22 protein-coding genes and 1 riboswitch are annotated in these 22509 nt (G+C 73.0%); of the genes, 9 read left to right on the forward strand and 13 right to left on the reverse strand.

Annotation, left to right across the window (positions count from 1 at the left end; genetic code table 11):
* Positions 1-59: 59 nt before the first annotated feature.
* Positions 60-302 (forward strand): hypothetical protein, encoded by a 243-nt coding sequence (locus ABEB00_RS09275; RefSeq protein ID WP_345618676.1) that lies wholly within the window; start codon positions 60-62, stop codon positions 300-302.
* Here the strand turns inward: ABEB00_RS09275 and ABEB00_RS09280 are convergent.
* Positions 265-1437 (reverse strand): acyl-CoA dehydrogenase, encoded by a 1173-nt coding sequence (locus ABEB00_RS09280; protein WP_345618677.1) that lies wholly within the window; start codon positions 1435-1437, stop codon positions 265-267. The genes ABEB00_RS09275 and ABEB00_RS09280 overlap by 38 nt on opposite strands.
* Before the next feature lie 353 nt (positions 1438-1790).
* On the opposite strand from ABEB00_RS09280, the gene ABEB00_RS09285 reads away from it, so the two are divergent.
* Complete coding sequence (locus tag ABEB00_RS09285; RefSeq protein WP_345618679.1) at positions 1791-3038, forward strand: glycoside hydrolase family 18 protein; 1248 nt, start codon at positions 1791-1793, stop codon at positions 3036-3038.
* A gap of 126 nt (positions 3039-3164) precedes the next feature.
* Here ABEB00_RS09285 and ABEB00_RS09290 read toward each other — a convergent pair whose 3' ends face one another.
* On the reverse strand, positions 3165-3317 hold the full coding sequence (locus ABEB00_RS09290) for an SCO1431 family membrane protein (RefSeq protein WP_345618680.1): 153 nt from the start codon (positions 3315-3317) through the stop codon (positions 3165-3167).
* A gap of 170 nt (positions 3318-3487) precedes the next feature.
* Positions 3488-4855 (reverse strand): peptidase C39 family protein, encoded by a 1368-nt coding sequence (locus ABEB00_RS09295; RefSeq protein WP_345618681.1) that lies wholly within the window; start codon positions 4853-4855, stop codon positions 3488-3490.
* A gap of 345 nt (positions 4856-5200) precedes the next feature.
* Between ABEB00_RS09295 and ABEB00_RS09300 the strand changes: the two genes are divergently transcribed.
* Both ABEB00_RS09300 and ABEB00_RS09305 read left to right on the forward strand, forming a co-directional pair.
* The gene (locus ABEB00_RS09300; RefSeq protein ID WP_345618682.1) at positions 5201-5800 is read left to right on the forward strand and encodes a uridine kinase family protein; all 600 of its coding nucleotides are present in this window, start codon (positions 5201-5203) and stop codon (positions 5798-5800) included.
* Between the two features lie 460 nt (positions 5801-6260).
* The gene (locus ABEB00_RS09305) at positions 6261-8141 is read left to right on the forward strand and encodes an AAA family ATPase (RefSeq protein WP_345618684.1); all 1881 of its coding nucleotides are present in this window, start codon (positions 6261-6263) and stop codon (positions 8139-8141) included.
* Between the two features lie 27 nt (positions 8142-8168).
* On the opposite strand, the gene ABEB00_RS09310 is transcribed toward ABEB00_RS09305, so the two are convergent.
* From ABEB00_RS09310 to ABEB00_RS09350, 9 genes are all read right to left on the reverse strand, one after another.
* Positions 8169-9260: a hemolysin family protein gene (locus tag ABEB00_RS09310; RefSeq protein ID WP_345618686.1), complete on the reverse strand. Its 1092-nt coding sequence runs from the start codon at positions 9258-9260 to the stop codon at positions 8169-8171.
* Entirely contained in the window at positions 9257-10588 is a 1332-nt protein-coding gene (locus tag ABEB00_RS09315; RefSeq protein WP_345618688.1) for a hemolysin family protein, read from the reverse strand. Before ABEB00_RS09315 ends, ABEB00_RS09310 begins: the two co-directional genes overlap by 4 nt.
* A 250-nt stretch (positions 10589-10838) precedes the next feature.
* Complete coding sequence (locus tag ABEB00_RS09320) at positions 10839-11318, reverse strand: PH domain-containing protein (RefSeq protein ID WP_345618690.1); 480 nt, start codon at positions 11316-11318, stop codon at positions 10839-10841.
* A 20-nt stretch (positions 11319-11338) separates the two neighbouring features.
* Positions 11339-12196, reverse strand: a complete 858-nt coding sequence (gene hisG, locus ABEB00_RS09325) for an ATP phosphoribosyltransferase (protein ID WP_345618692.1) — start codon at positions 12194-12196, stop codon at positions 11339-11341.
* A 50-nt stretch (positions 12197-12246) separates the two neighbouring features.
* Positions 12247-12519, reverse strand: a complete 273-nt coding sequence (locus ABEB00_RS09330) for a phosphoribosyl-ATP diphosphatase (RefSeq protein ID WP_345618694.1) — start codon at positions 12517-12519, stop codon at positions 12247-12249.
* A gap of 13 nt (positions 12520-12532) precedes the next feature.
* Positions 12533-13039, reverse strand: coding sequence for a 6,7-dimethyl-8-ribityllumazine synthase (ribH, locus tag ABEB00_RS09335; protein ID WP_345618696.1), 507 nt, complete (start codon positions 13037-13039; stop codon positions 12533-12535).
* 86 nt (positions 13040-13125) lie between these two features.
* Positions 13126-14469, reverse strand: coding sequence for a bifunctional 3,4-dihydroxy-2-butanone-4-phosphate synthase/GTP cyclohydrolase II (locus ABEB00_RS09340; RefSeq protein ID WP_345618698.1), 1344 nt, complete (start codon positions 14467-14469; stop codon positions 13126-13128).
* Positions 14466-15110, reverse strand: a complete 645-nt coding sequence (locus ABEB00_RS09345; protein ID WP_345618700.1) for a nicotinamide mononucleotide transporter family protein — start codon at positions 15108-15110, stop codon at positions 14466-14468. The genes ABEB00_RS09340 and ABEB00_RS09345 overlap by 4 nt, the downstream gene beginning before the upstream one ends.
* A complete protein-coding gene (locus tag ABEB00_RS09350) occupies positions 15107-15709 on the reverse strand; it encodes a riboflavin synthase (RefSeq protein ID WP_345618701.1) in 603 nt (200 codons plus the stop codon). The genes ABEB00_RS09345 and ABEB00_RS09350 overlap by 4 nt, the downstream gene beginning before the upstream one ends.
* Before the next feature lie 158 nt (positions 15710-15867).
* Positions 15868-15998: riboswitch (FMN riboswitch) on the reverse strand.
* A gap of 161 nt (positions 15999-16159) precedes the next feature.
* Between ABEB00_RS09350 and ABEB00_RS09355 the strand changes: the two genes are divergently transcribed.
* Positions 16160-16921: an SDR family oxidoreductase gene (locus ABEB00_RS09355; protein WP_345618702.1), complete on the forward strand. Its 762-nt coding sequence runs from the start codon at positions 16160-16162 to the stop codon at positions 16919-16921.
* The gene (locus tag ABEB00_RS09360; RefSeq protein ID WP_345618703.1) at positions 16918-17367 is read left to right on the forward strand and encodes a hypothetical protein; all 450 of its coding nucleotides are present in this window, start codon (positions 16918-16920) and stop codon (positions 17365-17367) included. Before ABEB00_RS09355 ends, ABEB00_RS09360 begins: the two co-directional genes overlap by 4 nt.
* A 122-nt stretch (positions 17368-17489) precedes the next feature.
* Here the strand turns inward: ABEB00_RS09360 and ABEB00_RS09365 are convergent, their stop codons facing one another.
* Positions 17490-18770: an ROK family transcriptional regulator gene (locus tag ABEB00_RS09365; RefSeq protein ID WP_345618705.1), complete on the reverse strand. Its 1281-nt coding sequence runs from the start codon at positions 18768-18770 to the stop codon at positions 17490-17492.
* Positions 18771-18888: 118 nt separating this feature from the next.
* Between ABEB00_RS09365 and ABEB00_RS09370 the strand changes: the two genes are divergently transcribed.
* The 3 genes from ABEB00_RS09370 to ABEB00_RS09380 all read left to right on the forward strand — a co-directional run bounded on the left by ABEB00_RS09370 (position 18889) and on the right by ABEB00_RS09380 (position 22485).
* Positions 18889-20100 carry an MFS transporter gene (locus ABEB00_RS09370; RefSeq protein ID WP_345618706.1) on the forward strand — a complete coding sequence of 404 codons (1212 nt, stop codon included), beginning with the start codon at positions 18889-18891 and terminating at the stop codon, positions 20098-20100.
* A 145-nt stretch (positions 20101-20245) separates the two neighbouring features.
* Complete coding sequence (locus ABEB00_RS09375; protein ID WP_345618708.1) at positions 20246-21691, forward strand: uracil-xanthine permease family protein; 1446 nt, start codon at positions 20246-20248, stop codon at positions 21689-21691.
* A 98-nt stretch (positions 21692-21789) separates the two neighbouring features.
* Positions 21790-22485: a DUF5995 family protein gene (locus tag ABEB00_RS09380; protein ID WP_345618710.1), complete on the forward strand. Its 696-nt coding sequence runs from the start codon at positions 21790-21792 to the stop codon at positions 22483-22485.
* Positions 22486-22509 lie beyond the last annotated feature (24 nt).

The raw sequence follows: 22509 nt of genomic DNA on the forward strand, positions 1-22509 counted from the left end.
AACTGACGCGCGATTGCGTACGCCGGTGTCCTGTCCGCACTCCTCCGCGTTGCCCGGCCATGACCCCTACGTACCCGGCGGCCGGGCGTCGGCGGCGCGTGTTCGTCCCGGCGCCGTACGGACCGCTGCCGCCGGTGCCGCCGCCGGATCCGCCGATCTACCGCGAGCTGATGCGGACCTGGGCCGACCGCGGCCGCGCCCTGCCGGGGCGCCACGACCCCGAGTGGATCAGGCTCGCCACGCCGCCGCGGTCGCTGAACGACTTCAGCGTGCCTCCGGTCCCGCGAGGTGACGGGCGATGACCATCCGCTGGATCTGATTGGTGCCCTCCACGATCTGGAGCACCTTGGCCTCGCGCATGTACCGCTCGGCCGGGAAGTCCGCGGTGTAGCCGTAGCCGCCGAGGATCTGCACGGCGTCGGTGGTCACCCGCATCGCCGTGTCGGTGCAGTGCAGCTTGGCCATCGCGGCCTGCCGCGCGAACGGCCGGCCCGCGTCCCGCAGCTTCGCCGCCGACAGGTAGAGCGCGCGGCCGGCCTCGATCTGGGTGGCCATGTCGGCGAGCATGAAGCGCAGCCCCTGGAAGTCGGCGATCGCCCGGCCGAACTGCCGCCGCTCGCGCGCGTAGGCGACCGCCTCGTCGAGCGCGGCCTGGGCCACGCCGACCGCGCACGCGGCTATGCCGAGCCGCCCGGAGTCGAGCGAGGACAGTGCGATCGCGAAGCCCTGACCCGGCTCGCCGAGCCGCCGGCTGTCGGGGACCCGCACGCCGTCGAAGTGGAGCTGGGCGGTGGGTGAGCCCTTCAGCCCCATCTTCCGCTCGGGCACCGCCGCGCTCAGCCCCCCGGCGTCGCCGGGGACCAGGAAGGCGGTGATGCCGCGCGGGCCCTCCTCTCCGGTGCGCGCCATGACCGTGAGGAAGTCGGCGACGCCGCCGTGCGTGATCCACGCCTTGGTCCCGTTGATCACCCAGTCGTCGCCGTCGCGCACCGCCCTCGTGCGCAGTGAGGCGGCGTCCGACCCGGAGGAGGGTTCGGAGAGGCAGTAGGCGCCCAGCAGGCCGCCGCCGAGCATCGCGGGCAGGTGCTCGACCCGCTGCTCCTTGGTGCCATGGGCGGCGAGCGCGTAGCAGGCGAGGGTGTGGACGCTGACACCGAGGCCGACGGTGAGCCGCACCGCGGCCAGTTCCTCCAGGACCTGGAGGTAGACCTCGTAGGGCTGGTCGCCGCCACCGTGCTCCGCGGCGTACGGCAGGCCGAGCAGGCCGGCCCGCGACAGCAGGGCGAAGACCTCGCGCGGGAAGCGTCCGGCCTCCTCCTCCGCCGCCGCGTGCGGGGCGATCTCGCGCTGTGCGATGTCGCGGACGAGGGAGACGAGGTCCCGGGCCTCTTCCGTGGGCAGTTGTCGGTCCACCGGCTGCGGGGCGCGGTCGGGCATGGCGACGCTCTCCTCCCTGTCGGGCACACCGGCGGGCGCCGCCTTGGGTGAGCGGCCCCACCGAGTCGTTCCAGCCCCGGGCCGAGCGGTCTCCCGGGTCCCGGAAGCTGCTGACCAGCGGCTGTGCGCAGTGAGTATGCCCGATCGGAGACAGCCAGTCACCAGTTAACGACCGCTTACTTCAAGAAATGCCGAAGGCCCCCACCGAGGGGCGCAACCGGAGGTGACGGCTACGGAAAATTGGTCCGAACCATTGACCCGACTGGTCTAGTCCTCCTACGGTGAGCGCCCAGCGGATTACCGCGTTCATGCCAATCGGCGCGTTCTCTCTCCCCCCACGAGGAGCCACTCCGATGCACCTTCCCCTCCGTCCCCGTCTGCGGGGCGTCCTGTCCGCGCTCTGTGCCGCCGCCCTCGGCGCCGGAGTGCTCGCCGGCGCGGGCACCGCGAGCGCCGGAACCGCTCCCCGGTCCGCCCCCGCGGCCGAACAGGCCGCCGCCGGCTCCAAGGTCGTCGGTTACTTCACCGAGTGGGGCACCTACGACCGGAAGTACTACGTCAAGAACATCGAGACCTCCGGCTCCGGTGCGAAGCTCACCCACATCAACTACGCCTTCGGCAACGTCACCGGCGGCAAGTGCGCGATGGGCGACGCCTACGCGGCCACCGACCGGGCGTACACGGCGGCCGAGTCCGTCGACGGCGTCGCCGACACCTGGGACCAGCCGCTGCGGGGCAACTTCAACCAGTTGCTCAAGCTGAAGAAGAAGCACCCGAACCTGAAGATCCTGTGGTCCTTCGGCGGCTGGACCTGGTCCGGCGGGTTCGCCGAGGCCGCGAAGAACCCGGCCGCGTTCGCCCAGTCCTGCTACGACCTGGTCGAGAACTCCAAGTGGGCGGCCGTCTTCGACGGCATCGACATCGACTGGGAGTACCCGAACGCCTGCGGGCTCACCTGCGACACCAGCGGCCGGGACTCCTTCAAGAAGCTGATGTCGGCGCTGCGCGCCAAGTTCGGCACCGGCAGCCTGGTCACGGCGGCGATCACCGCCGACGCCTCGGCCGGCGGCAGGATCGACGCGGCCGACTACGCGGGCGCCGCCCAGTACGTCGACTGGTACAACCCGATGACGTACGACTTCTTCGGGGCCTGGGACGCGACGGGTCCGACGGCGCCGCACTCGCCGCTGACGTCCTACTCCGGCATCCCGAAGGCGGACAACCACACCTCGGCGACGATCGCGAAGCTCAAGGGCCTCGGCGTCCCGTCCGCGAAACTGCTGCTCGGCCTCGGCTTCTACGGCCGGGGCTGGACCGGCGTCACCCAGGCGGCACCGGGCGGCAGCGCGACCGGCCCGGCCAAGGGGACGTACGAGGACGGCTTCGAGGACTACAAGGTGCTCAAGGCCAAGTGCCCGGCGAACGGCACGGTGGCCGGCACCGCGTACGCCAAGTGCGGCAGCGACTGGTGGAGTTACGACACCCCCGCGACCATCGCGACCAAGATGACGTACAAGAACCAGCAGGGGCTGGGCGGCACGTTCTTCTGGGAGCTGAGCGGGGACACCACGGGCGGTGAGCTGATCCGGGCGATCAACTGACCGACGGGACGGCCGGAGTCACCCGCGGCTTACAGGGCGGGCGGGGCGGGGGCGATCAGGGCCCGCGCCCCGTCCGCGTCCCGCCGTCAGCCCGCCCGGGGCGGGCCGGGTCACAGGGGTTTCAGGTCACAGCAGGCCGAGCTGGACCACGAACATGGCGAGCACCACGACCAGCGCCCAGCCCACGACGTGTTCCAGGATCTTCGGCCCGTCCTCCCGGGGGCCACCGGTGCGGGCCCGGGCGGCGGCGGTGGCGGTGGCGGCGCTCTGCGCGGTCATGGTTTCTCACCCATCGGTCTCGGACGTCATGGCTGGTCTCCCCCGCCGATCCCCGGATCTCCCGATCCCCGGCCCCCGTCGATCCGTCCACTTTGCCACTGATTGCGGCCGTCGCGGCAGAGAGGTCGGTCACAGGTCCCCGAGGAGGGCGGTCGAGACGCCGCCCCTGCTCAGAGCAGGCCGAGCGACGTCAGAACCCGTCGCTGACCCGGTGCCGGGCCGGCCGGGAAGTACAGGTAGCAGACGCCGCCGGTGCCGGAGGCGACCTTGCCCGCGGCGTTGTAGCGCTTCGTACGCAGCCAGATGTTCTCCCATTCGCGCCGCTTGTAGACGCGCCGCACCTCCTCGTCGCTGTCCGAGGCCGGGTCGTTGGCGATGACGTCGCCGTCGGCGGTGAAGCCGATCACGGCCATCAGGTGGCCCGCGGTGCCGTATCCCGCGCCGGTCAGCTCCTCCGCCAGGAACGACTGCGACGTGATGGCCGGGATACCGACCGCGACGAGCCGCTCCAGGTCGGTGAGCGAGCCGAGCCGCGTCACCACACTCCGGATCCCCTCGAAGGTGGCCGCGTAGGCGGCGTTGAAGGGCCAGTTGCCGCAGCCGGAGTACTGGTGGTCGTACGTGTACCGGGCCGCGTGGCACACCTGCGGGTCGGCGTAGGACGGGTCGACCCAGGCGAGTTGCTCCTCGGTGAGCCGGCCGCCCAGGTACTCGATGACCATCTGCGAGGAGGTGGGGCTGCACCACGCCTCACCGCCGTTGTCGTACTCCGGGTACTGGCCCTTGTGGATCTCCTGCGAGTAGCGCGGGACGGCGAGTTCCCGGGCGAGGCCGGGGGTCGAGGCGGGGACGGTGAAGCGGTCGGGGACGTCGGAGCCCATCACGTCGAGCCGCCGCACGGTCGGGGTGGTGCGGGCGCCGGGGCGGCGGTAGAGGGTGAGCCGGAGCCGGCAGGAGGCCAGGCGCAGGCCCGTGGTGGCGTCGTCGATGGCGAAGGTGTCCGTCCAGACGCTGCTCCTGCCGTCGCCCTGGTCGTCGACGGAGGTGCGCTTGATGTCCTGGTCGCCGGCGGCCCAGCGGCCCATGACGTACCAGGGCGTGTCCGTGCCGTCGGAGTAGGTGCCCTTCAGCTCGATCTGGATCCAGGTGCCCTGCGGGGTGTCGGCGTTCCAAGAGGCGATCACCTCGGTCGCGGGGACGGCCAGGCGGTGCACGGGCGAGGTCCAGGTCGCGTAGGCCCAGGCGGCCTTGGTGCCGGTGTGCGGGTCGGTGTACTCGGTGGTGCCGAGCGGTGTGCCGATCACCACGCCGGGCCGCTCCCCGGCGACGGCGCGGGTACCGCGCGCGGTGCCGCCGCTCCAGTCGCGGTGGGTGGTCCAGGACCGGTGGTCGACCTGGCGGGCGGGCACGGGGTCGGTGTCCTCGGGGTCGGCGCCGGTCGCGGCGTCGGCCGCGGCCGGGGCCGCGCCGCCGGCGACGGCCACCGCGACGGCGGCGGCCAGGACGGTTCTACGGGACGGCTGTTCGGCTCTGCTCATGGGCGGGAGACCCCCAGGTGGTCCGGGTTCGGGGCAGGTCCGTTGCACGGCTGTCCGCCAACTATGGCCGCAGCCGCGCACTCCTGCCAGCAATTCGGCCCGCGCCGCGGCGACCAATATGGGTCCCGGCCACCGGCGGCACCCGCGTGCGCCGCCCGGAGCCGCAGGTCGGGACGGTTACGCGGTTACAGTGCTGGGCGAACCCTCGACACCCCTCACCCTCCGCACCACCTCTCACGCCCCGCACCACCTCTCGCTACCTGTCACCACCTCACACACCCTCACACGCCCTCACACGACCCCGCACGACCCTCACCTTCCCGGACCACCACACCCAGGACCCCTATGCGCGCGCTCGCCTCCCGGCTCCGCCGGCTGCCCCCTTCCTGCGGGCCCGTCCGGCTGATCGGCGTCGACGGGCACGCGGGCTCCGGGAAGTCCACCTTCGCCGGCCGGCTGGCCGCGGCGCTCGGGGAGGCGGAGGTGCTGCATCTGGACGACATCGCCAGCCACGACGAACTGTTCGACTGGACCGGCCGGCTGCGGGAACAGGTGATCGAGCCGCTCGGCCGGGGCGAGACGGCCCACTACACCCCTTACGACTGGCGGACCCGCGCCTTCGGACCGCCGCGCGCCCTGCCGCCCGCTCCGGTGATCCTGGTGGAGGGGGTCGGCGCGGGCCGCCGGGCGGTGCGCCCGTGGCTGGCGGCGCTGCTGTGGATGGAGTCACCTCCCGAGGCGGCGTGGGCGCAGGGCCGGGCCCGGGACGGCGCGGAGCAACGGGAGTTCTGGGACGGGTGGGTCCCGGCCGAGCGCGAGCACTTCGGACGCGATCCCTCGCGCCCCCATGCAGACCTCCTGGTGCACAGGCGACAGGAGGGTTACGAGGTGGTCGACGGGCCCGCCGGGGAGGGAAGGACCGGGCCTGATGCTCACGCTCAGTGAGCAACTGTCCGCGTTGTGCTGAACTAGTGAAGATCACTGCCACGCACGTTCGAGGGCGTCCCAACTCGGCTTGACCCAAAGGCCGTACAGGTCTTACGTTCTCAAGGTGCGGCCTTTCGAGCGCCGCCGGCAGACGCGAAGCCCCCGGTTGTTCCCCCGTGATCGGGGGCTTCGTTCTGTCCACGCCCCCTTTTTCGGGCGCTTTCCGCCGTGGAACACTCACTTACGGTCACCGCCCCGCGTGCGCCCCGTCTGCTTCCACGCCCCGAAAACCGCCTGTCACGGCACCCTTCGGCGGGAAGTCGGGCGCGGGTACGATGCCTTCGGTGCGGCCTGCTCACGACTGCTTCGCGCACCTGGCAACTCCGGGCCGCCGCACGGCGGTTCGGCGGTCGACCAAGGCGGCCGGCGGGCGACGCCCGGCGGCATACCGACGGGGGCACGGTTTGTGGGGGACGTGATGGACTTCGGCACGCAGGGCCCGCCGGCCCCGGCCGACCTCGCCTGGCTCAGAGGCGTGGACGCCTACACGATGGGTGCCTACCCGCAGGCGGAGGAGGAGTTCCGCACCGCGGTGCGCATCGATCCCGGGATGGCCGACGGCTGGCTCGGACTGCACGCGCTGCGCATCGACACCACGGCCGCGCTGCTGCGGATGTTCCGCCACCGCGACCGCTTCGGGGAACAGCGCTCCCGCCACCGCCGTACCCTCAACTCCTGGTACTGGCTGGGCTGGTGGGTGCAGCCCGTGCTGGAGAGCTCCCGCGACCTGCTGCTCGCGCACGCCTCGCACTGGCTGGACGGACGCCATGTGCCGGAGCTGGACCGGGCGCTGGCCGGGCTGCCGCCGGTCGACACCGACCCGCAGGTCCGGTTCCTGCACGCCTGCCGGGCCTATCTCGTCAAGGACTGGGAGCAGCTCGTCCGCTACACCGACTCCCTGCTCGGCGATCCGCTGCTGGGCGTCGAGGCCGGTCTGTTCGGCGGTATGGCCCGGGTCCGGCTGGAGATGTACGGGCAGGCGGAGCCGCTGCTGTCGGCGGCGCTGATGCGGTGCCGCAGCGAACAGCCGCAGCGCAAGGAGCTGCGGTACTGGCTGGCGCGGGCGCACGAGGGCACCGGACGCAGCGCCGCCGCCCTGCCGCTGTACCGGGCCGTGCACCGGGTCGACCCGGCGTTCATGGACACCGCGGCCCGGCTGACCGCCATCGCCCAGGGGGACGGCTACGAGGACGCCGCCGACCTCGCCGCGCTGACCCTGACCGGCGCCGGACCGGACGCCATGGACGGCCCGGACGGCCTCGACCCGCTCTTCGGCACCGAGGAGCGGGACCTGAAACTGTCCGACCCCGAGCCCGCCTCCCCTCCCCTGCCGACGGCCGGCGACCGGTCGGTGCGCGAGAAGACCGCCGCGCCGGGCCCCGCCGACCCGGCCCTCCCCGCGGGCCTCACCGGCCCGACCGACCCGGCCCTGCTGGCGGAGGCGCTCGCCGAACTGGAGCGCATGGTCGGGCTGGAACCGGTGAAACGGCAGGTCAAGGCGTTGTCGGCGCAGTTGAACATGGCCCGGCTGCGGGCCGGGCAGGGGCTGCCGGTCCAGCCGCCCAAACGGCACTTCGTCTTCTCGGGGCCGTCCGGCACCGGCAAGACCACCGTGGCCCGCATCCTGGGCCGCGTCTTCTACGCCCTGGGCCTGCTCGGCGGCGACCATCTGGTGGAGGCGCAACGGGCCGACCTGGTCGGCGAGTACCTCGGGCAGACCGCCGTGAAGGCCAACGAGCTGATCGACTCCGCGCTCGGCGGCGTGCTCTTCGTCGACGAGGCGTACGCGCTCTCCAACGCGGGCTACGGCAAGGGCGACGCCTACGGCGACGAGGCCCTCCAGGTGCTGCTGAAGCGGGCGGAGGACAACCGCGACCACCTCGTGGTGATCCTGGCCGGCTATCCGGAGGGCATGGACCGCCTGCTCGCCGCCAACCCCGGGCTCTCCTCCCGGTTCACCTCCCGCGTCGACTTCCCGTCGTACCGGCCCTCGGAGCTGACCGCGATCGGGCGCGTGCTGGCCGCCGAGAACGGCGACCGGTGGGACGAGGAGTCCCTGGACGAGCTGGGCTCGATCGCCGGGCACGTGGTCGACCAGGGGTGGATCGACGAGCTGGGCAACGGACGGTTCCTGCGGACGCTGTACGAGAAGAGCTGCGCGTACCGGGATCTGCGGCTCTCCGGCTACCCCGGCACGCTCTCCCGCGACGACCTGGCGACCCTGCGACTGCCGGACCTGATGCAGGCGTACGGCGAGGTGCTCTCCGGGCGGGGACCGCAGGACCCGTCGGCCCTGTAGGCACCCCGCCCCGCCGCCCGGAGAGAGTCAGGCGAGGACTCCCTCGGGTGACCCGCTCACCCTCGGCTCCGCCGCCGTGGCCCCGGCCGGCCGCGGCGCCTCGCGGTGGGCCGGGTCCCGGACCTCGCCGACGAGCAGTTCCAGGACGTCCTCCAGCGCGACCAGCCCGAGCACCCTGCCGCCCGCGTCGGCGACCTGGGCGAGGTGGGTGGCGGCCCGCCGCATCACGGTGAGCGCGTCGTCGAGCGGCAGCTCGGGCCGGAGCGTCGTCATGGGCCGCCACACCTGCTGCGGCACCGCCCGGTCGGAGTCCTCCAGGTCCAGGACGTCCTTCACGTGCAGATAGCCCATGAAGGGCCCGTTGTCGGCGGCGACCGGGAAACGCGAGTAACCGGTGCGCGCCGTCAGCGCCACGATCTCACCCGGGGTGACCGAGGGGCTGACCGTGACCCAGGACTCCCGGCCGAGGAGGACGTCCGTCACCGGGCGCGAGCCCAGTTCCAGCGCGTCCTCCAGGCGCTCCTGCTCCTCGGGGTCGAGGAGTCCGGCCTGACCGGCGTCCTCGACCAGTTGGTTGAGCTGCTCACTTGTGAAGACGGCCTCGACCTCGTCCTTGGGCTCCACCCGGAACAGCCGCAGGATGCCCCGGGCGCAGGCCCCGAGGGCGACCGTGATCGGCCGGCACAGGCGGGCGAAGGCGACCAGGCCCGGACTCAGCCAGAGCGCGGCCTTCTCCGGCGCCGCCATCGCGAGGTTCTTCGGGACCATCTCTCCGATGACGAGGTGGCAGAAGACGACGACGGCCAGCGCGATGACGAAACCGAGCGGGTGGATCACCCCGTGCGGCAGGTGCATCCAGGTGAAGACCGGCTCCAGCACCCGGGCGACGGTCGGCTCCGCGACGGCGCCGAGCGTCAGCGAGCAGACGGTGATGCCGAACTGGGCGGCGGCCATCATCTGCGGCAGATGCTCCAGTCCGTGCAGCACCTGGCGGGCCCGGGCGGTGCCGAGCGGCTCGATCTGGCTGCGGCGTACGGAGACGAGCGCGAACTCGGCGCCGACGAAGAAGCCGTTGGCGAGCACGAGCAGCGCGGCGAGGAGAAGTTGGAGCACATTCATCGAAGACCCTCCCGTACGGCGGCGGGTGCCGTCCGCACCAGCCGGACGCGCTCGGCGCGGTTGTGGCCGACCCGGCGCACGGAGAGCCGCCAGTCGGGCAGCTCCGCCCGGTCGCCGACGGCCGGGATGCGGCCGAGCAGGTCGGCGACGAGCCCGGCGACGGTCTCGTAGGGCCCCTCGGGCGCCTGGAGGCCGATGCGGCGCAGGGCGTCGACGCGGCAGCTCCCGTCGGCGTCCCAGGCGGGGCGGCCGTCCTCGGGCGGGGCGGCGGCGAGTTCGGGCAGGTCCTGACCGTCGTGCTCGTCGCGGACCTCACCGACGATCTCCTCGACGATGTCCTCCAGGGTGACCACACCGGCGGTGCCGCCGTACTCGTCGACGACGACCGCGATCGGCTGCTCGCTGCGCAGGCGGGCCAGGAGCGGCCGCACCGGCAGGGTCTCGGGGACGAGCAGCGCCGGGCGGGCGATGCCCGCGACCGGGGTGCGCAGCCGTTCGTGCGCCCGGACGGCGAGCGCGTCCTTGAGGTGGACCATGCCGACGACCTCGTCGATCCGCTCCCGGTAGACGGGGAAACGGGACAGGCCGGTGGCACGGGTCAGGTTGACGACGTCCTCCGCGGTGGCCGCGGAGTGCAGCGCGCTGACCTTCACCCGGGGGGTCATGACGGCCTGCGCGGTCAGGTCGCCCAGGGAGAGGGTCCGTACGAACAGGTCGGCGGTGTCCTGTTCGAGGGTGCCGGCCAGGGCGGAGTGCCGGGCCAGCGAGACCAGTTCGCCGGGGGTGCGGGCGGAGGCCAGCTCCTCGGCGGGTTCGACGCCCAGGGCGCGCACCAGATGGTTGGCGACGGCGTTCAGCGCGGCGATCACCGGGCGGAACAGCCGGGCGAAGACGTGCTGCGGGCCGGCCACGAACCGGGCCACCTGGAGCGGCCGGGAGACCGCCCAGTTCTTCGGCACCAGTTCGCCGATCACCATCTGCACGGCCGAGGCCAGCAGCATGCCGACGACGACGGCGAGGGTGGGGACCGCGCCGTCGGGGACGCCGATCGCGGTGAAGGGGGCGCCGAGCAGTTCGGCGAGCGCCGGTTCGGCGAGCATGCCGACGACGAGGGAGGTGAGGGTGATGCCGAGCTGGGTGCCGGAGAGCTGGAAGGACAGCTCCCGCAGGGACTCGACGACGCGGCGCGCGCGCCGGTCGCCGGCCGCGGCGGCCCGCTCGGCGTCCGCGCGTTCGACGGTCACGAGGCCGAACTCGGCCGCCACGAAGAAGCCGTTGGCGAGGATGAGCAGGAGAGCGGCTGCCAGGAGCAGCAGGGGGAGGGTCATGATGCCGCCGACTGTGTCGTGTCACGACCGGGGGCGGCGCAGGTACTGCAGGACGATCCGTCCATCGCCGGAGGGAGTCACTCCTCGGATAGCTGGGACTCCTGTGCACCGGGCGGAGCCACAGGAGTGTGAGGCGCTCTGGTCGCGCCTCTGGTCCACCAGGTTAATCACGACCGGGCCGGATGCGGCAGGGTGGCAGTCCCCGATCACACCCCGGAGTGCCCCAGGGGGTGCCCCGGGGCGCCCGGAATCAGTGCTGCCGGGACCCGGCCCCGGGCGCGGACCGGTCCTCGGCGAGGGCGCGCAGGGCGCGGGCGTCGGCGAGGGCGCGCTGCTTGGCGATGCCCGGCTGGATGCCCAGGGCGGGCAGGCTGGTGCCGTCGCCGAGGTCGAGGAAGACCCACGGGTCGCCGGAGCGGAGGTTGACCCGGACGATCTCCGCCCACTCCAGGCGGCGGGTGCGGGTGAGGTTGACGACGGTGACCCCGGACTCCTCGGCGACGACCTTGGGCCGGGCCAGCAGGAGCAGCACGCCGTCCAGGACGAGGGCGGTGAGGACGAAGCTGAGGCGCTCCCCCGGACCGAGGCCGGGCAGGGCCAGCGCGACCGCCGTGATGACCACGAGGATGGCGACGGCGGCGGCGACCAGGACGGCGCGGGTACGGCCCGGCCGGAAGGTGACGGGCAGGGCGGGCGGCTCCGGCTGGGCCCCCGGTGTGGCGTCCGGCATGGTGTGGCTCCGGCTCCCGGTCAGAGGCGGCAGGCGTGGATGGCGGTGGTGAGGATGGCGCGGGCGCCGATCTCGTACAGGTCGTCCATGATCCGCTGGGCCTCCTTGGCGGGGACCATCGCGCGGACGGCGACCCAGCCCTCGTTGTGCAGCGGGGAGACGGTCGGGGACTCCAGGCCCGGCGTGAGCGCGACGGCCTTCTCGAGCTGCTCGACCCGGCAGTCGTAGTCCATCATCACGTACGTCCGGGCCACCAGGACGCCCTGGAGGCGGCGCAGGAACTGCTGCACCTTGGGCTCGGTGGTCGCGTCCGGCTCGGCGCCGGTCCGGCGGATCACGATGGCCTCGGACTTCATGATCGGCTCGCCGAACACCTCCAGGCCCGCGTTGCGCAGGGAGGTGCCGGTCTCGACCACGTCCGCGATGACCTCGGCGACACCAAGCTCGATGGCGGTCTCGACGGCGCCGTCCAGGTGGACGACGGAGGCGTCGACGCCCCGCTCGGCGAGGTGGGCGGCGACGATGCCCTCGTAGGAGGTGGCGATCGTGCGGCCCTTGAGGCCCTCGATGCCGGTCGCGGTGCCGGGCTTGGCGGCGAAGTGGAAGGTGGAGCGGGCGAAGCCGAGCGGGAGGATCTCCTCGGCGTCGGCGCCGGAGTCGACGAGGAGGTCGCTGCCGGTGATGCCGATGTCGAGCCGGCCGGAGGAGACGTAGATCGCGATGTCGCGGGGGCGGAGGTAGAAGAACTCGACCTCGTTCACCGGGTCGACGATGCGCAGTTCCTTGGACTCGCGGCGCTGCTGGTAGCCGGCCTCATGCAGCATGTCCGCCGCAGGGCCGGAGAGGGAACCCTTGTTGGGGACGGCGATGCGCAGCATGAGGTCGGCTTCCTTCGCGTGGTGTTCTTGACGGGCGGGATGCGGGGTGCTCACAGGTGGGCGTAGACGTCGTCCAGCGAGATACCGCGGGCGACCATCATCACCTGGACGTGGTAGAGGAGCTGCGAGATCTCCTCGGCGGCCGCTTCCTTGCCCTCGTGCTCGGCGGCCATCCAGACCTCGGCGGCCTCCTCGACGACCTTCTTGCCGATGGCGTGGACGCCCTTGCCGACCAGTTCGGCGGTGCGGGAGGTGGCGGGGTCGCCGGTGGCGGCCTTCTGCTGGAGCTCGGTGAACAGCTCCTCGAACGTCTTCTTGGACATGGTGGCGACCACTCTACGCGTTGTGCCCGGCCACCTGACGCCAGGGTTCGGACACCGAACGGAGGGTGGCGGCGGTCGCCACGGCCGCCGTGACGGCCTCGTGGCCCTTGTCCTCGCTGGAGCCCTCCAGGCCGGCCCGGTCCAGGGCCTGCTCCTCGGTGTCGCAGGTGAGGACGCCGAAGCCGACGGGGACGCCGGTGTCGGCCGAGACCTGGGTGAGGCCCTGGGTCACGCCCTGGCACACGTACTCGAAGTGCGGGGTGCCGCCGCGGATGACGACGCCCAGGGCGACGATCGCGTCGTAACCGCGCTCGGCGAGGACCTTGGCGACGACCGGCAGTTCCCAGCTTCCGGGGACCCTGAGCAGGGTCGGCTCGCTGATGCCGAGGTCGTGCAGGGCGCGCAGGGCGCCGTCCACCAGGCCGTCCATCACCTTCTCGTGCCACTGGGCCGCGACGACGGCGACCCGCAGGTCCCCCACCTCGCGTACGGACAGCTCCGGTGCACCCTTGCCGCTCAACGTCTCTCCTCCGCTGCCTTACTCGGCGCTCAGTACTTACTGGACTTGCTTGACTTGCCAGACCTACTGGAACTGCTGGTCACTGCTCACTGGTTGCCGCAGGTGGACCCGGCGGTGGCGTCGAGCCAGGGCAGGTCGTGGCCCATCCGGTCCCGCTTGGTGCGCAGGTAGCGGAGGTTGTGCTCGCCCGCCTGGACGGGCATCGGCTCGCGGCCGGTGACGGTCAGTCCGTGCCGGGCGAGCGCGTCGCTCTTCTCGGGGTTGTTGGTCAGCAGGCGGACGCCGCGCACGCCGAGGTCCTGGAGGATCTGGGCGCCCGCGCCGTAGTCCCGGGCGTCGGCGGGCAGGCCGAGTTCCAGGTTGGCGTCCAGGGTGTCCCGGCCGCGCTCCTGGAGTTCGTAGGCGCGCAGCTTGGACATCAGGCCGATGCCGCGGCCCTCGTGGCCGCGCAGGTAGACGACGACGCCGCGGCCCTCCGCCTGGATGCGGGCCAGCGAGGCGTCGAGCTGGGGGCCGCAGTCGCAGCGCTGGGAGCCGAAGACGTCGCCGGTCAGGCACTCGGAGTGGACCCGGACGAGTACGTCGTCGCCGTCGCCGAGGTCGCCATGGACCAGGGCGACGTGCTCGACGCCGTCGACGGTGGAGCGGTAGCCGTACGCCGTGAAGGTGCCGTGGGCGGTGGGCAGGCGGACCTCGGCCTCGCGGCGGACGGTGGGCTCCTCGCCGCGGCGGTAGGCGATCAGGTCCTCGATGGAGATGATCGTCAGGCCGTGCTTGCGGGCGAACGGGATCAGCTCGGGCAGCCGCAGCATCCGGCCGTCCTCGCCGGCGATCTCCACGATGGCGCCGGCCGGGCGCAGTCCCGCGAGGCGGGCGAGGTCGACGGCGGCCTCGGTGTGGCCGTCGCGGGCCAGGACGCCGCCGGGCCGGGCACGCAGCGGGAAGATGTGGCCGGGGCGGACCAGGTCGGCCGGGGCGGCGGCGCCGCTCGCCAGCAGGCGGAGCGTGGCGGCGCGGTCGGCGGCGGAGATGCCGGTGGTCACGCCGTGGTCGCCGGAGGCGTCGACGGAGACGGTGAACGCCGTCTTCATGGACTCGGTGTTGTCCTCGACCATCTGCGGGAGGCTCAGCCGGTCCAGTTCCGCGCCCTCCATGGGGGCGCAGATCAGGCCGCGGCACTCGCTCATCATGAAGGCGACGATCTCCTCGGTCGCCTTCTCGGCGGCGATGACGAGGTCGCCCTCGTTCTCGCGGTCGGCGTCGTCGACGACCACGACCGGGCGGCCGGCGGCGATGTCGGCGACGGCCTGTTCGACGGGGTCGAGGAGGAGGTCCTCGACGGCGTGCGCGCTGTACAGGCCGGGCCGGGCCAGAGAGGTGGCGCCGGGCGTCTCGTGCGGGGCGGTGAGGGGCGACGGGCGGGCGCTCATGCGGGCGCTCCTTCCATGACGGGCCGCGGTCCCCGGCGGGAGCGCAGCCACCAGTCGCGCATGCCCCACAGGACGAGCGCGCCGTAGATGACGTAGACGAAGCCGGAGAAGGCGAAGCCGTTGGCGAAGTTCAGCGGGACGCCGACCAGGTCGACGAGGAGCCAGGCAAACCAGAACTCGACCATCCCGCGGGCCTGGGCGTACATGGCGACGACGGTGCCGACGAAGATGTACGCGTCCGGCCAGGGGTCCCAGGACAGGCTGGGTACGGCGGTGAACAGGCCGCCGACGGCGAGGGTGCCGACGGCCGCCGCGCCGAGCAGGGCGCCGCGCTCGCGCCAGGTGGCGAAGCGGACCGCGACGGAGCCGTCCTGGCTCTGTCGCCGGCCGCGGTTCCACTGCCAGAAGCCCCAGGCGGCGATGGCCATGACGACGATCTGCTTGCCGGCGCTGCCGGAGAGGTGGGCGGTGGCGAAGGCGGTGAAGAGGATGAGGCCGGAGACGAACTGCACCGGCCAGCTCCAGATCGAGCGCCGCCAGCCGAGCGCGAGGCCGAGCAGGCCGACCACGTTGCCGATCATGTCCGACCACTTGATGTGCTGGCCGAAGAGGACGAACGCCTCGGAGTTGAGCCAGTTCACTTGGTGCCCCCCTGGGCGGTGAGGAGCCGCTCGACGTACTTGGCGATGATGTCGACCTCGAGGTTGACCGGGTCGCCGGGCTGTTTGCGGCCGAGCGTGGTCAGGGCGAGGGTGGTGGGGATGAGGCTGACGGTGAAGAAGTCCGGGCCGGCGTCCACGACGGTGAGGCTGATGCCGTCGACGGTGATGGAGCCCTTCTCGACGACGTAGCGGACGAGGCCGGCGGGGAGGGAGATCTTCACGATCTCCCAGTGCTCGGAGGGCCTGCGCTCCAGGATCTCGCCGGTGCCGTCGACGTGGCCCTGCACGATGTGGCCGCCGAGGCGGGCACCGACGGCGGTGGGGCGTTCGAGGTTGACGCGGGAGCCGACGGCGAGGACGCCCAGGCTGGAGCGGGTGAGGGTCTCGGCCATCACGTCGGCGGTGAACTCGTCGCCCTCGTGGTCCACGACCGTGAGGCAGACGCCGTTGACGGCGATGGAGTCGCCGTGGCGGGCGCCCTCGGTGACGACGGGGCCGCGCAGGCGGAAGCGACAGGCGTCGTCGAGATTCTCGACGGCGGTGATCTCGCCCAGCTCTTCGACGATTCCGGTGAACACTTCCCGGGTCCTCCCTGCCTCTTCGGGCACGGACTCCGGGGCTGTCGAGAGCGACAGAATCAACGGACGGGGCGACCGGATACGCGGGCCTCCGCCGGACCCGCCACGGAGGAGGGAACCGAGAGAAATACGGCCGCACGCACACAAGTGTCCGCCCGCCGCGCACTGCCTCCCATCCGGACTTTAACCGTCGGTCCAGGAATTTCACCTGGTCAACCGGCCGCTGGAAGCGACCGGGTCGCGGACTGTAACCGCCGGTTCGGACTTTCACCGACCCCGGAGTGCGCTGCTTCTGGTACACGGCCAGTGTGCCACGCCTGATCGACGCCCATACGGACGAAGGATGTGGCCTGCCTCACAGAGCCACCGGGTATGTCACCTCTCCGCGGGACCGCGCGTCCCTGGGCGGCGACAGGTGCCCCGAGGGCACCGGCGAGAAGTGGAGGCAGCATGACGACGACCCTGGTGACCGGCGGTACCGGAACCCTCGGCCGGCTGGTCGCCGGGCGGCTGCGGACGGACGGCCACGAGGTGCGGGTGCTCAGCCGGCGCACCCCGCCGTACGCCGTCGACCTGCGCGAGGGCGGCGCGGGGCTGGGCGCGGCGGTCGACGGCGTGGACACGGTGGTGCACTGCGCCTCCACGCCGCGCGGGGGTGACGAGCGGGCGGCCGCGCATCTGATCGAGGCGGCGCGGCGGGCAGGGGTACGGCACCTCGTGTACATCTCGATCGTCGGCGTCGACCGGGTGCCGTACGGCTACTACCGCGCCAAGTTCGCCGTCGAGCGTCTGGTCGAGGAGTCGGGGCTGGGCTGGACGGTGCTGCGTACGACGCAGTTCCACGACCTGGTGGCGCGGGTGCTGGGAGCGCTGTCCGGGCCACCCGTGCTGGTGCTGCCGGCCCGGATCGCGGATCAGCCGATCGAGGTGGCGGAGGTCGCCGCGCGCCTGGCCCAACTGGCCGGGGGCGCGCCGGCCGGGCGGGCCGCGGACATGGGCGGTCCCGAGGTGCGGTCCTTCGAGTCGCTGGCCCGCGCGTATCTGGCGGCGACGGGACGGCGGCGGGCGGTGGTGAAGGTGCCCCTGGTGGGTAGGACTTACCGCGAGTTCCGGGCGGGCGGGCATCTCGCGCCCGATCGGGCGGTCGGCAAGGGGACCTTCGAGGAGTACCTCGCGGGACGGTTCGGCGGGCGGGACGGGCGGCGTGGATGAGCAGACGTGAGGTACTGCGGGCCGGTCTGGGCGGGCTCGCCGCCACGCAGGTGGCGCTCGGACTGTGGGTACTGCTGCTGCCGGAGCTGTTCTGGAAGTGGCCCTGGGTCTCGCATCTGCCGCCGTACAACGAGCATCTGGTGCGGGACTTCGGCGGGGCGAGCGTGGGGCTGGCGGTGGTGCTCTGCGCGGCGGTCGCGACGATGGACCGCCGTCTGGTGCTGACCGCGCTGGCCGCCTATCTGGCCGCCTCGGTCCCGCACCTCGTCTTCCACACCCAGCACCTGGCGACGCTGTCGGCGGCGAGCGGCGCCGGTTTCCTGGCGCTGCTGGGGGTGGCGGTGGTCCTGCCGGCCGTCCTGCTGTGGCTGGCGGCGGACGCGACGGCGTTCGCCGCGCGCCGGGCCCCCGCCGGCCCGGGTGACCTCGCCGACGACCAGGTCTGACGCGGGCGTCCGCCATGCGGATCACCGGGGCGGGCGCGCCGGCCCCGGGCCCGACGGGCCTGACCCTGCCTGACGAGGCTTGGCGGGGCCGGCCGGCCTGGCGGGCCTGACCGGAGGTGGGACTACTGCGCGGCCGGTCCGAACAGATCGTCCTGGGCGCGGTCGCGGGCCGTCAGCAGGGCGCCGCGCAGGACCGCCTCGCCGCCCAGGAGGCTGTGGCGCACCTCTGTCGACAGGGGGGAGAGACGGGCGAGGCGGGCGCCGACGCGGGTGGCGAGGGCCTCGCCGCCGGCCCGGCCGATCTCGCCGGCCAGCACCACGCAGCCCGGGTCGAGGACGGAGACGACGGCCGCGGCGCCGAGGGCGACACGTTCGGCGAGGGCGTCGAGAAAGCGCCCGGCGGCGGCCGGGTCAGCACCGTCCGCCGCCTCACGCGCCTCCCCTTCACCCGCCTCCCCTTCGCGTGCCGCCGCCTCGCGTGCCGCCGCCTCGCCCGTCGCCGCCGCACGCCGCACCGCCTCGCGCACCAGCGTCTCCGCCCGTGGGGGGCGCGCGCCGGGCGGCCCGGTCAGCCCGTGCTCCGCCGCGAGGGCGACCACGGCCGTCGCCCCGGCCAGGGAGTGGAAACCGCCGTCGCAGTCGGTGGCCGAGGGCAGGGCGGAGGTCCCCGGCACCGGCAGGAAGCCGATCTCACCGGCGCCGCCGGAGACGCCCCGGCGCAGGGTCCCGTCGAGGACGACGGCCGCGCCGATGCCCCGGCCGAGCCAGAGCAGCACGAACGTCTCCCGGTCCCGGGCGGCACCCTCGCGCTGCTCGGCGAGGGCGGCGAGGTTGGTCTCGTTCTCGACGCGTACGACGGACTCCGGGAACCGCTCCTGCACGGTGGCGACCAGGCGGCGGTGCCAGGCGGGCAGGCCGATGGTGGCGCGGAGTTCGCCGGTGGCCGGGTCGATCAGGCCGGGGGCGCCGATGCCGACCGTGTGCGGCCGGTCCGCCCCGGCCTCCTTGGCCGCGCGTTCGACCAGTGCGACCGCCTGCTCCACCGCCGGCCCCGTTCCCGCGTCGTCGCCGATCGGCACCGACGCCTCGGCGAGCACCCGGCCGACGAGGTCGGAGACGAGCACGGAGACACTCTCGGTGCGCACGTCGAGGGCGGCCAGGTGGGCGCGGCCGGCGACGATGCCGTAGAGCTTGGCGTTGGGGCCGCGGCGCTGCTCCCCCGCCTCCCCCACCACCGTGATCAGTCCGGCCTCGGTGAGACGCTCGACGAGGTCGGCCACGGTCGGCCGGGACAGGCCGGTGAGCTGCTTGAGCTGAGTGGCCGTCAACGCGCCCTCCTGCTGGAGCAGACGCAGGGCGAGCCGGTCGTTGATGGCCCGGGCGGTGCTCGGTGATGCGGGCATGCCGGGATCCTTCCAGATCTGCGGACGCGTCGGACGGACTCTCCACTATCTATCAGGCAGGGTTCCTGATAGTTTACCGCGCTGCGGGGGCAGGACACCACGGGAGGGAGACCCGATCATGAGCACAATGGTCTACGCAGGACGCGAGGTGAAGCGCGCGCGGTACGCGGTGGCGGCCGTCTTCGCCGTGCACGGTGCGGTCACCGGTTCGTTCGCCACCCGCATCCCGTGGATCCAGGACCACGCCGGGGTCGGTGCGGGCCAGTTGGGCCTCGCGCTCGCCTTCCCGGCGCTCGGCGCCTCGCTCGCCATGCCGCTGGCCGGACGCATCAGTCACCGCTTCGGCGCCCGCACGGCCCTGCGCGGGCTGCTGGCCCTGTGGACGCTGGCGCTGATACTGCCCTCGCTCGCCCCGAACCTGCTCACCCTCTGCCTCGCGCTGTTCGTCTACGGCGCCACGGCCGGCACGGCGGACGTGGCGATGAACGCGCTCGGCGTCGAGATCGAGAACCGCCTCGACAGGTCGATCATGTCGGGGCTGCACGGCATGTGGAGCGCGGGCGCCCTCATCGGCTCCGCGGCCGGCACCCTCGCCGCCCACCTGGGCACGGACGCCCGCCTGCACCACGCGCTGGCCGCCGCGGTACTCACCGTGCTGGGCGCGGTGGCGTGCACCTGGGTGCTGGATCTCCAGCCCGCCGAGGACGAGGACCCGCCGCCCAGGTTCGCGCTGCCGCCGAGGTCGGCGCTGCTGATCGGCGCGATCGGGTTCTGCGCGGTCTTCGCGGAGGGTGCGAGCCTGGACTGGTCGGCGGTGTATCTGCGGGACGAGCTGGAGACCTCGGCCGGGCTCGCGGCGGCCTGCACCACGGGCTTCACGCTCACCATGGCGCTGGCCCGGATCGCCGGCGACAAGGTCGTGGACCGGTTCGGGGCGGTGCGCACGGTACGGGTGAGCGGGGTGCTGGCCGCCCTCGGCGGCGTGCTCGTGGTCATCGGCGGCCACCCGGCGGTGGCGATGAGCGGCTTCGCGCTGATGGGGCTCGGCATCGCCGTGGTCGTCCCGCTCTGCTTCGCGGCGGCGGGCCGCAGCGGCCCCAACCCCTCGCTCGCCATCGCGGGCGTCGCCACCATCACCTACACCTCGGGGCTGGTCGCCCCGAGCGCGATCGGCGGACTCGCCCAGGCGACCAGCCTGGTGGTGTCCTTCGGGCTGGTGACCGTGCTGGCCTGCGGTCTGGTGGCGGGCGCGAGCGTGCTGCGCGCCGGTGACCGCGACCGGCCGAAGGCCGGTCCGCCGAGCGCGGCGGTTCCCGGCCCGCGGCCCTGAACGCGGCGCCGGGGCGGCCGTCCCGAGCAGCCGCCCGGGACGGTTCCCCGGTACCCCCGCCCGGGCGCTGACCTGTACGAAGCACGGCCGGTCACCCCCGACAATGGTCCGGACGAAGCTCACGTACGAAGAAAGCGACACCCCCATGGATCTCGGCGTCCGCTGGAAGCTGCACGGCGACGGGCGCACCCCCGCCCCCGGAGCGGTGGTCCGCCCCGACGAACGGCTCTCCTGGCCGCGCACGGCCGGGCTGGGCGCCCAGCACGTGGTGGCGATGTTCGGGGCGTCCTTCGTGGCTCCGGTCCTCATGGGTCTCGACCCGAACCTGGCGATCATGATGTCGGGTGTCGCCACCGTGATCTTCCTGCTGGCCACCCGCGGCCGGGTGCCGAGCTACCTCGGCTGCTCGCTCTCCTTCGTCGGCGTCGCCGCAGTGATCCGCGCCCAGGGCGGCACCAGTGCCACCGTGACCGGTGCCGTGCTGGTCGTCGGGGTCGCGCTGTTCCTGGTGGGTGTCGCCGTGCAGAAGTTCGGGGCGCGGATCATCCACGCCGCGATGCCGCCGATCGTCACCGGCGCGGTGGTGATGCTGATCGGCTTCAACCTCGCCCCGGTCACCGCCTCCACCTACTGGCCGCAGGACCAGTGGACGGCCCTGCTGGTGATGCTCTTCACCGGTCTGGCCGTGGTCTGCCTGCGCGGTTTCTGGTCCCGGATCGCGATCTTCCTGGGCCTGGTCTTCGGCTACCTGCTCTCCTGGGTCCTCGACCGGATCTTCGGGCGGATCCATTCGGTGGACGGCAGCGGCAAGGTCACCGACCACTGGCGGCTGGACTTCTCCGCCGTCGGCCAGGCCGACTGGATCGGCCTGCCCTCCTTCCACGGGCCGTCCTTCGAGTGGTCGGCGATCCTGGTCGCCCTGCCCGTCGTGATCGCGCTGGTCGCCGAGAACGCCGGGCACGTCAAGGCGGTCGGCGAGATGACCGGCGACTCGCTCGACGACCGGCTCGGCACCGCGATCTCCGCCGACGGCATCGGCTCGGTGCTCTCCACCGCGGTCGGCGGCCCGCCCAACACCACCTACTCCGAGAACATCGGCGTGATGGCCGCGACCCGCGTCTACTCCACCGCCGCGTACTGGGCCGCCGCCTGCTTCGCCCTGCTCTTCGGTGTCTGCCCGAAGTTCGGCGCGGTGGTGGCCGCCATCCCGGGCGGCGTCCTCGGCGGCATCACCGTCATCCTGTACGGCATGATCGGTCTGCTCGGCGCCCAGATCTGGGTCAACGCCGAGGTCGACCTGCGCAACCCGCTCAACCTGGTCCCGGCCGCCGCGGGCATCATCATCGGTGTCGGCAACGTCAGTATCGAGTTCACCGACACCTTCTCCCTCAGCGGTATCGCGCTGGGCACCCTGGTGGTCATCACCGGCTACCACGCGCTGCGCGCCTTCGCGCCGCCGCACCTCAAGACCCAGACCCCGCTGCTCGACGAGGGCACCTCCTCGTACGACGAGGGCGGCGAGAACGGGGAGAACGGCGAGCCCGGTGCGGGCGGCGACAGCGTCGAGGGCCCGCGACGCGCCAAGCCGTAACCGCCCGGCGGCGCGGCGGTCCGCGCGCGTTCGTCCGTTCCGGGGAAGCCGCGGTCCCGCCGGCCCTCCCGCGACCGCGGAGCTGCGACGCTGCTCCCATGGCGCACCGCGAACAAGTCACCCTGGCCGCCGACTCGGTGGACGCCGTCCTCGTGCGCATGCGCGCCCTCGACGCCGTCCTGCCGGCCCGGGACGGCATCGCGGTCTTCAACCGCGTCTACCTGACCGTCACCGAGGCGGTCGGCCGGGACCTCGCCGCCGGGCGGTTCACGGACGCGCGGGCCGCGTCCACGCTGGACGTTCGGTTCGCCGAGCGCTACCTGGCGGCCGTCGGGACGCTGGACGGCGGGCAGCCGCCGCCCGCCTGCTGGCGGCCCCTGTTCCAGTTCCGCCGCCATCCGCAGGTACGCCCGCTGCAGTTCGCGCTCGCCGGCATCAACGCGCACATCGGCCACGACCTGGCGCTGGCCGTCGTGGACACCTGCCACCGCCTCGGCTGCGAACCCGCCGACCTGGAGGACGAGTTCGACCGGGTCGGGGATCTCCTGGTCACCCTGGAGGAGCGGGTGCGCGAGGATCTGATGCCGGGTCCCGATCTCCTCCAGATCGCCGACCCGCTGACCCATCTGCTCGGGTCCTGGAGCCTGGAGCGCGCCCGGGAGGCGACCTGGACGACGGCCCGCGCCCTGTGGACGCTGCGCCGGCTGCCGGAGATGGCCGCGGAGATGACCGAACGGCTGGACGCGGCGGTCGGGTTCGCGGGCCGCATGCTGCTCACCCCCCTCCCGTCCTGATCGCCCGGGGGTTCAGTATCGCCC

Origin of the sequence: Streptomyces ziwulingensis (assembly GCF_039542605.1) — a bacterium.
GTDB classification, from domain to species: domain Bacteria; phylum Actinomycetota; class Actinomycetes; order Streptomycetales; family Streptomycetaceae; genus Streptomyces; species Streptomyces ziwulingensis.

What these genes read in the sequence shown, in the direction of transcription:
- ABEB00_RS09285 (WP_345618679.1), top strand. Translation starts at nt 1,791, where the DNA reads ATGCACCTTCCCCTCCGTCCCCGTCTGCGGGGCGTCCTGTCCGCGCTC.
- ABEB00_RS09315 (WP_345618688.1), bottom strand. Translation starts at nt 10,588, where the DNA reads ATGACCCTCCCCCTGCTGCTCCTGGCAGCCGCTCTCCTGCTCATCCTC.
- ABEB00_RS09280 (WP_345618677.1), bottom strand. Translation starts at nt 1,437, where the DNA reads ATGCCCGACCGCGCCCCGCAGCCGGTGGACCGACAACTGCCCACGGAA.
- ABEB00_RS09365 (WP_345618705.1), bottom strand. Translation starts at nt 18,770, where the DNA reads ATGCCCGCATCACCGAGCACCGCCCGGGCCATCAACGACCGGCTCGCC.
- ABEB00_RS09310 (WP_345618686.1), bottom strand. Translation starts at nt 9,260, where the DNA reads ATGAATGTGCTCCAACTTCTCCTCGCCGCGCTGCTCGTGCTCGCCAAC.
- ABEB00_RS09275 (WP_345618676.1), top strand. Translation starts at nt 60, where the DNA reads ATGACCCCTACGTACCCGGCGGCCGGGCGTCGGCGGCGCGTGTTCGTC.
- ABEB00_RS09380 (WP_345618710.1), top strand. Translation starts at nt 21,790, where the DNA reads ATGGCGCACCGCGAACAAGTCACCCTGGCCGCCGACTCGGTGGACGCC.
- ABEB00_RS09300 (WP_345618682.1), top strand. Translation starts at nt 5,201, where the DNA reads ATGCGCGCGCTCGCCTCCCGGCTCCGCCGGCTGCCCCCTTCCTGCGGG.
- ABEB00_RS09355 (WP_345618702.1), top strand. Translation starts at nt 16,160, where the DNA reads ATGACGACGACCCTGGTGACCGGCGGTACCGGAACCCTCGGCCGGCTG.
- ABEB00_RS09375 (WP_345618708.1), top strand. Translation starts at nt 20,246, where the DNA reads ATGGATCTCGGCGTCCGCTGGAAGCTGCACGGCGACGGGCGCACCCCC.
- ABEB00_RS09340 (WP_345618698.1), bottom strand. Translation starts at nt 14,469, where the DNA reads ATGAGCGCCCGCCCGTCGCCCCTCACCGCCCCGCACGAGACGCCCGGC.
- ABEB00_RS09305 (WP_345618684.1), top strand. Translation starts at nt 6,261, where the DNA reads ATGGACTTCGGCACGCAGGGCCCGCCGGCCCCGGCCGACCTCGCCTGG.
- ABEB00_RS09290 (WP_345618680.1), bottom strand. Translation starts at nt 3,317, where the DNA reads ATGACCGCGCAGAGCGCCGCCACCGCCACCGCCGCCGCCCGGGCCCGC.
- ABEB00_RS09295 (WP_345618681.1), bottom strand. Translation starts at nt 4,855, where the DNA reads ATGAGCAGAGCCGAACAGCCGTCCCGTAGAACCGTCCTGGCCGCCGCC.
- ABEB00_RS09360 (WP_345618703.1), top strand. Translation starts at nt 16,918, where the DNA reads ATGAGCAGACGTGAGGTACTGCGGGCCGGTCTGGGCGGGCTCGCCGCC.
- ABEB00_RS09370 (WP_345618706.1), top strand. Translation starts at nt 18,889, where the DNA reads ATGAGCACAATGGTCTACGCAGGACGCGAGGTGAAGCGCGCGCGGTAC.
- hisG (WP_345618692.1), bottom strand. Translation starts at nt 12,196, where the DNA reads ATGCTGCGCATCGCCGTCCCCAACAAGGGTTCCCTCTCCGGCCCTGCG.
- ABEB00_RS09320 (WP_345618690.1), bottom strand. Translation starts at nt 11,318, where the DNA reads ATGCCGGACGCCACACCGGGGGCCCAGCCGGAGCCGCCCGCCCTGCCC.
- ABEB00_RS09330 (WP_345618694.1), bottom strand. Translation starts at nt 12,519, where the DNA reads ATGTCCAAGAAGACGTTCGAGGAGCTGTTCACCGAGCTCCAGCAGAAG.